This is a genomic window from Soonwooa purpurea (genome assembly GCF_053891095.1).
Window position 1 is genome coordinate 1 of sequence record NZ_JBSSMA010000028.1, and the last position, 6,076, is coordinate 6,076.

General features: G+C 33.1%; 4 protein-coding genes. 1 reads left to right on the top strand and 3 read right to left on the bottom strand.

What is annotated here, in order from left to right:
* Positions 1–433: 433 nt before the first annotated feature.
* On the top strand, positions 434–1,660 hold the full coding sequence (gene ere(D) / locus ACVFVN_RS14260; protein ID WP_009040233.1) for an EreD family erythromycin esterase: 1,227 nt from the start codon (positions 434–436) through the stop codon (positions 1,658–1,660).
* A 200-nt stretch (positions 1,661–1,860) separates the two neighbouring features.
* On the opposite strand, the gene ACVFVN_RS14265 is transcribed toward ere(D), so the two are convergent.
* From ACVFVN_RS14265 to abc-f, 3 genes are all read right to left on the bottom strand, one after another.
* Complete coding sequence (locus tag ACVFVN_RS14265) at positions 1,861–2,724, bottom strand: aminoglycoside 6-adenylyltransferase AadS (protein WP_003013318.1); 864 nt, start codon at positions 2,722–2,724, stop codon at positions 1,861–1,863.
* Positions 2,725–2,876: 152 nt separating this feature from the next.
* Positions 2,877–3,848 carry an aminoglycoside phosphotransferase family protein gene (locus ACVFVN_RS14270; RefSeq protein ID WP_015431540.1) on the bottom strand — a complete coding sequence of 324 codons (972 nt, stop codon included), beginning with the start codon at positions 3,846–3,848 and terminating at the stop codon, positions 2,877–2,879.
* Between the two features lie 178 nt (positions 3,849–4,026).
* Positions 4,027–5,613, bottom strand: coding sequence for a ribosomal protection-like ABC-F family protein (abc-f, locus tag ACVFVN_RS14275; protein WP_243548489.1), 1,587 nt, complete (start codon positions 5,611–5,613; stop codon positions 4,027–4,029).
* Positions 5,614–6,076: the final 463 nt, after the last annotated feature.

Sequence of the window (6,076 nt, forward strand, 5' to 3'; positions counted from 1 at the left end):
GTCCACCACCAATTATTGCAACGTTCTTATCACTAAGTAAATTCATTTGTTTGTCTGTATCTATTCGCATTGTCATTCAAAAATGGCACATAACGGGAAACGCATTGGCGAAGTGGCGGATAAATTGGACAAAAAGTTCAATTTAGCGAGAACGTAGCCGATGTGTTTCCACAGAGCTAACTTACAAATAAAAAGCGAATGTGGAACACATTCGGCGGAATAAAATGCAGAAACTTTCAATTTAGCACTTAACCTGCCATTTTGCCAATGCGATGTTATGTGAAGGAATTTTTAGTATCTTTGTATTCAAATAATTCACATTTTATGTATTTCAGCAAGCCTTGGTAATTAAAAATTAAAGTAAATTATTAAATCGTCTTTTTGAGACGGTTGCTATTTGGTACGTTAATTTTTAATTTAAAATAAGGTAATAATGAAAAATATAAAACCCTTAACTTTTCCGTTTAATTCGGAAAATAATACATCCATAAAACAAAGTCTTTTTCGATTTCGAGAATATTTTGATTCTTCTACAATTGTTGGTTTAGGCGAAAACGCACATTTCATAAAAGAGTTTTTTACATTCAGGCATCAAGTTATTGAGTTTTTAGTAACTGAATGTGATTTTGACACCTTGGCATTTGAGTTTGGTTTTTCTGAAGGATTAGAAGTTGATAAGTGGATAAAATCACAAATTCCATTCGACGATTTGGATAAGTTACTGTCACACTTTTATTATCCAAATGAGTTTAAAGATACTTTGCTATGGCTTCGTCGGTATAATCAAGACAATAATAATCAAATTACCTTTTTAGGTGTGGATATTCCTAAAAATGGAGGTTCTTATTTTCCAAACTTTCGTATTGTATCTGATTATTTGCAAAGACTTTCAATCGTTTCTTCTGATGTCTTACAGAAGATTTTAAATCTTGCTGAGAAATTTGATTTCTATTCGACTTCTCAGCTTGCGTTAAATTTATCGCTTTTTGATGAAGCTGAACATAATGAATTAAAAGCATTGCTATTAAAAGTTTACATTCGTTTGATTACTCTTCAACCAAAATTAGAAAGTTTAGAATTTCAATCGATAGTTCATCAAGTTAAAGGCTTGATTTATATGAATTATAATGCTGATGCTATGGAAAGTTTCATTACTGAAAGGGGAATTGAAGGAGATATGGGAGCAAAAGACCAGTATATGGCAGAAAGCATTGATTGGTTTTTGAAAAATTCACTTGGTAAAAAGATTATTTTGGTTGCCCACAATGCTCACATTCAAAAAACTCCGGTAGATTTTGATGGATTTATTAGTTGTTATCCAATGGGGCAAAGACTTTCGATGACTTTTGGAGAAAAATATAAAGCATTTGCAATAACTAATCTACGTGGAGAAACTGCGGCATTGTATCCTGATAATGATTATCAATTTGGCTTTAGGGTTGATAAATTTCCACTTGATTTTCCAGAGTCGGATTCTGTTGAATTTATTATGCAAGAATTTGGAGGAAAAGAATGCTGTTTACTAATGAACAGAAGTACGGAATTAAAAAATTGTAATAAGATTCGATTTGATTCGATGTGCCTAAAAACTGAAATAGAAGAAGCTTTTGACGGAATTTTTCTAATAGAAAAATCAACTGTTTCAGAAGTAGTGGATTGAGAATTTATAAATTTAATTTCGAAACGGCACTTTCTTTTTGGAGGTGCCGTTTTATTCTTTCACATAACGTGCCGCGTATTGGCGATGGGCGGGATTTTTAGCACTGAACTTTAATCGAAGAACAGAAGTTGAATTTTGCACTTCCGTTGATACGAAGCCGTTCAGCCCGCCTATTGCCAATACGATGTTGTACGACGTAGTTATGTTTTGGGTTTTAGTCCAGCTAAATATTTTCGTATGTCATTTTCTAATTTATCCGGGTATTTGTACTCTAATTTTTTTGACAATTCAGTTCCTATTTCTGAAACTAAATCAGTCATTGAAAATAGAGCAGTCCAATTTTCCTTTATATCGCTCCCTGAAAATGTTTGTTCTGTTTTAGCCCACATTTCCTGGTTAAGATACTTTTTGAAAAGTCGTCCATATTTATTGGTCGTTATGTTCCAATTGTGTTCACTTGCAATGTGCCATTCAATTAAAGGAATTAAATATTCTGTGCGAATAACGGTTTCCGACATAAATTTCGCATAGAATATTTCATCTCTCACAAGACACTTTGCCACGTAAGTTGTGTCCCACCAAAAATCGTTTATTAGATTTTGAAACTCTTTTTCAGACGGTTTTTTGATAATGGAAATTTGATAAGTTGGTTTCAGCATTTGCTTTGTAATACCATCTTTATCAATTAAAATTTTATAACCAATATCCCAATCTTCTGGTAATTCTTTCTCTTGCGTTTCCTTTATAAATTTTGATTTGCTGTAAAGTTTAAAATCTACTTTCACACCGTCTTCATAAAGTAGCATTTTCATTGCGTGTTTATGGTTAAAACAACTTTCGTCTTCTTCAATCATAGCAATTGGATTTCCGAATTTAAGCGTCCAGCTTTTGTCTGAAATGTAATTTGTATTATCCTCAAAAACAAATTCAATGTCTAAATCACTAAATTCGTCAACAAGTGCTAAAGGATTTACAAGTGAACTTGTCAGAAGAAGAACTCTTACATCTTCGTTTTTCTCCGACCATTCTATAATTGTTCTTAACTTTTCTTCTCTGACTTTCATTTTGTTTGGTTCGGTTTTACTATGTCGTACAACGGTTTGGGGCTTTGCGAGGGCGGGGATTTTCAGCAGAAAATCTCGACCGAAGCACTAAGCTACAAATATAGCGAAAATCTCCAACGGAGTATTTTCGCCCCGCTCTTGCAAAACCCTTGTTACCTGCTGGCTGTGTTTTTAGGTTTGGATATTATGTTATCAACTTCTTTTTTCAGATAGTTTAAGTTGATTTTGTATTCTTCCGAATTGAGTTCGTCAAATTGTAATTGTTCGATAAACTCAAAAATATCTTGAAGTTTTCTACTTGTCAGATAATATTGTAAAACCGTTTCATTGATCTGATAATCAGGATTGAGTTCATAATATCTTTTGATAAACAAATCAAAATAAGGTTGCTGATAAATGCTGAAAATATCGGCTTCGGGTGGTGCAAACTTTATTCCTTCCCAATCCAAAAGATATAATTTTTGTTTGTCTGTGATAAGATTCCAATGATGAATATCTGTATGACATAAACAATATTTTAAATCTTTTTCCTTTAAAGCATTTGATAAATTATACCATTCGTTGATTTGATTTTTTATAATTGAAAGATTAGGTTGCAGTACCGTTTTGATTTCCGTTTTTAGTTGGTCAAGGTTTTTGTCTATCCAATTGTTTAGTTTAGAAATAAACGAAAGGTCAAATGTTTCAGAAATCTGCGAAAGGTCAAAAGGAGTTTTTTTTAAATGATGTAACTGACTGACAATTTCGGCTAATTGAGTTATTTGTTCTTTGGTTAAATTTTTTTCTCCAACTGTTTCTCCTTTAATGTAATCAAACAAAACATATATATAATTTTCATCTTCGCACCTAAAATCATCAGATTGCGTTTTAATCAATCGAATGATTTTTCCTTTCAGCAGAGTTTGATTATCAAGCCAATCCACAATGGGAAGATAAAGGTCGATGTGTTCCGTTAAATAAGAAGTTGATTTTCGACTTTTTTCATAAACTTTTAAAAAATAAAAATGCTCGTTTTCATCTTCTATTTTATAAGCCAAAGAAGCCCAACCACCTTTTTGTTTAGAAATTGTGTTTGTTTTGATAAGATATTTTTGTTGCAATGTTTTTATCAATGTTTCAACCATTTTATTTTGTCGGATTTTTGGTTTCAGCTTGCAGGTAACGGTTCGCGGCTTTGCGTTCGGGCGGGATTTTTAGCACTGCACTTGATACGAAGAACCACAGTTCAAATTTAGCACAAATTTTCATACGGAGAACGTCCCCCCGCCTGACGCAAAACCGATGTTAGCGGCTGTACTTTTGTCAGAGTTGAATTGTCCGTTCTATGTTTGTCTGCTCTAAAAAGGTTTCATCGTGCGAAACCACAATCAATGTCCCCCGATATTCGTTAATAGCTCTTGTCAAGATTTCAATGTTTTGTATGTCCAGATTGTTGGTTGGCTCGTCCAAAATAATAATGTCAGGCGATTGATTATTGATTGTTAAACAACACAACATTAAACGCATTTTTTCTCCGCCACTCAAAGCGTTGCAAGATTTGTCCCAATCTTCTTTGGTAAACAAAAATCGGTTAAGCCTGATTTTGATTTCGTGTTCCTGTAATGCCGAAGTATTGAATTGTTCGGCTTGTTCGTAAACTTTCAGTTTGTCGTCAATCAGCGAATAGTCTTGGTCAATATAAACCGATTTGTTGTCTGCTCTGTAAACTTTTCCTGTTTGTGGTTCTATGTTGCCTAAAATCAGTTTTATCAAGGTTGTTTTACCTGAACCGTTTTTGCCTTTTAAAGCAATGCGTTCGCCACTTGTGATTTTAAAATTTAGGTTTTCTGTCCAAAGCGGTTGTGTGTCGTAACTGAAATTGAGGTCATTAGCCGTAAATAGAATTTTGCCTTTGTGCAATGCAGAATTGTCAAAGCCGAATTTCATTTTGTCAATGTCTGGCAACGAAGAACGTAGTTCCTGCAATTCCTGTGAAACACTACCGATTTTTTCAGTGTGAACACTTTTCATTTTTGATGTGCTGTTTTCGGCATTGTTTCGTAATGTGTTCATCATAATTCGGGCAACACCTGCTTTTTCCTGTTTCTTTTTTCCACGACTATCCAAACGATTTTGTCGTTCAATTGTTTTTCGCTCCTTTTCTTTTGCCTTTCTAAGTGCTTTTTCTTTACTCTGAATATCTTGGCTTAAAGCATTTTGTTCAATTTCTTTTTGCTCCTTATAAAATTCATAGTTTCCGCCATAAACTTTAATTTCATTTCTGTTGAGCTCATAAATAGGATTTAATAATTGAAGTAACTCTCGGTCGTGGCTAACGATTATAAAAGTTGCTCTTGAAGTTTGAACGAAATCGTATAGTAAGTCTCTACTGGATTTGTCCAGATGATTACTGGGTTCATCTAATAAAACAAATGATGGTTGATGAATAAATAAACCAGCAAGAAAGACTTTTGTTTTTTGTCCTCCACTTAATTCGCTCAATTTTTGAGATAGTGATAAATCAGATATATCCCAATAGCTTAGGGCTTCTTGACATTTTTCTTCTATTGTCCAATCGTCATTTAAAAGACTATAATTCTTTTCATCTACACTTCCGCTTAAAATTTTGTGTAAAGCATTGAGCTTAGTTTCAACTTGTAAGGCTTGTGCAATGGTTAACTTATTAAACTGACCGAAAATTTGAGGAATATAGTAAGGTTTAGCCTGGGAAGTAATTTGACCTTCATCAGGTTTTAAATCCTTAGCGATAAGTTTTAACAAAGTGGATTTTCCAACGCCATTATTGCCAATTAATGCAATTTTATCGGATTGGTTTACTGTCATACTTAAATTAGTAAACAGCGTATTTTTATTGGGATGTGAATAGGATAAATTTTGAATCGTAAGCATAATTAATTTCTTTTTGAGTTTAACAAAAGTGGGAACCCAATTTTTTGAGCTGATTGTTAGATTGTCTAAGAAATTAATTTTTACATTTTCCGCTTACTTTTTATTTATGGTACAAATATAATGTTTTTTCTGAATTACCTTGTTTCGTATTGCCGATAACGGTTAGTATATGAAAAGTAGGCGATTTCGAAGTGCCAAATTTTCGGTTAAGCACAAAGTATAATACGAGCCAAAAGCCTTGAATTTACTACTGTTTCGCCTATTTTTTATATACATTGTTAGCGGGTCGTTGTTTTTGTTTATCAGTCATTTATGTGTTTTTCTATTCCATCAATAATTGATTTCCAATCATCAACGTGTAATTCGTGTCCTGTACCTTCAAGGGTGATTAGATTTGAACCTTTTATTTTTTCTAGTAAAAAACCTGCATTCTTATAATGCCAAATTTTGTCGTCTGTTCCGT

Coding starts and splice junctions, on each gene's coding strand:
- ACVFVN_RS14265 (WP_003013318.1), bottom strand. CDS start 2,724: ATGAAAGTCAGAGAAGAAAAGTTAAGAACAATTATAGAATGGTCGGAG.
- ACVFVN_RS14270 (WP_015431540.1), bottom strand. CDS start 3,848: ATGGTTGAAACATTGATAAAAACATTGCAACAAAAATATCTTATCAAA.
- abc-f (WP_243548489.1), bottom strand. CDS start 5,613: ATGCTTACGATTCAAAATTTATCCTATTCACATCCCAATAAAAATACG.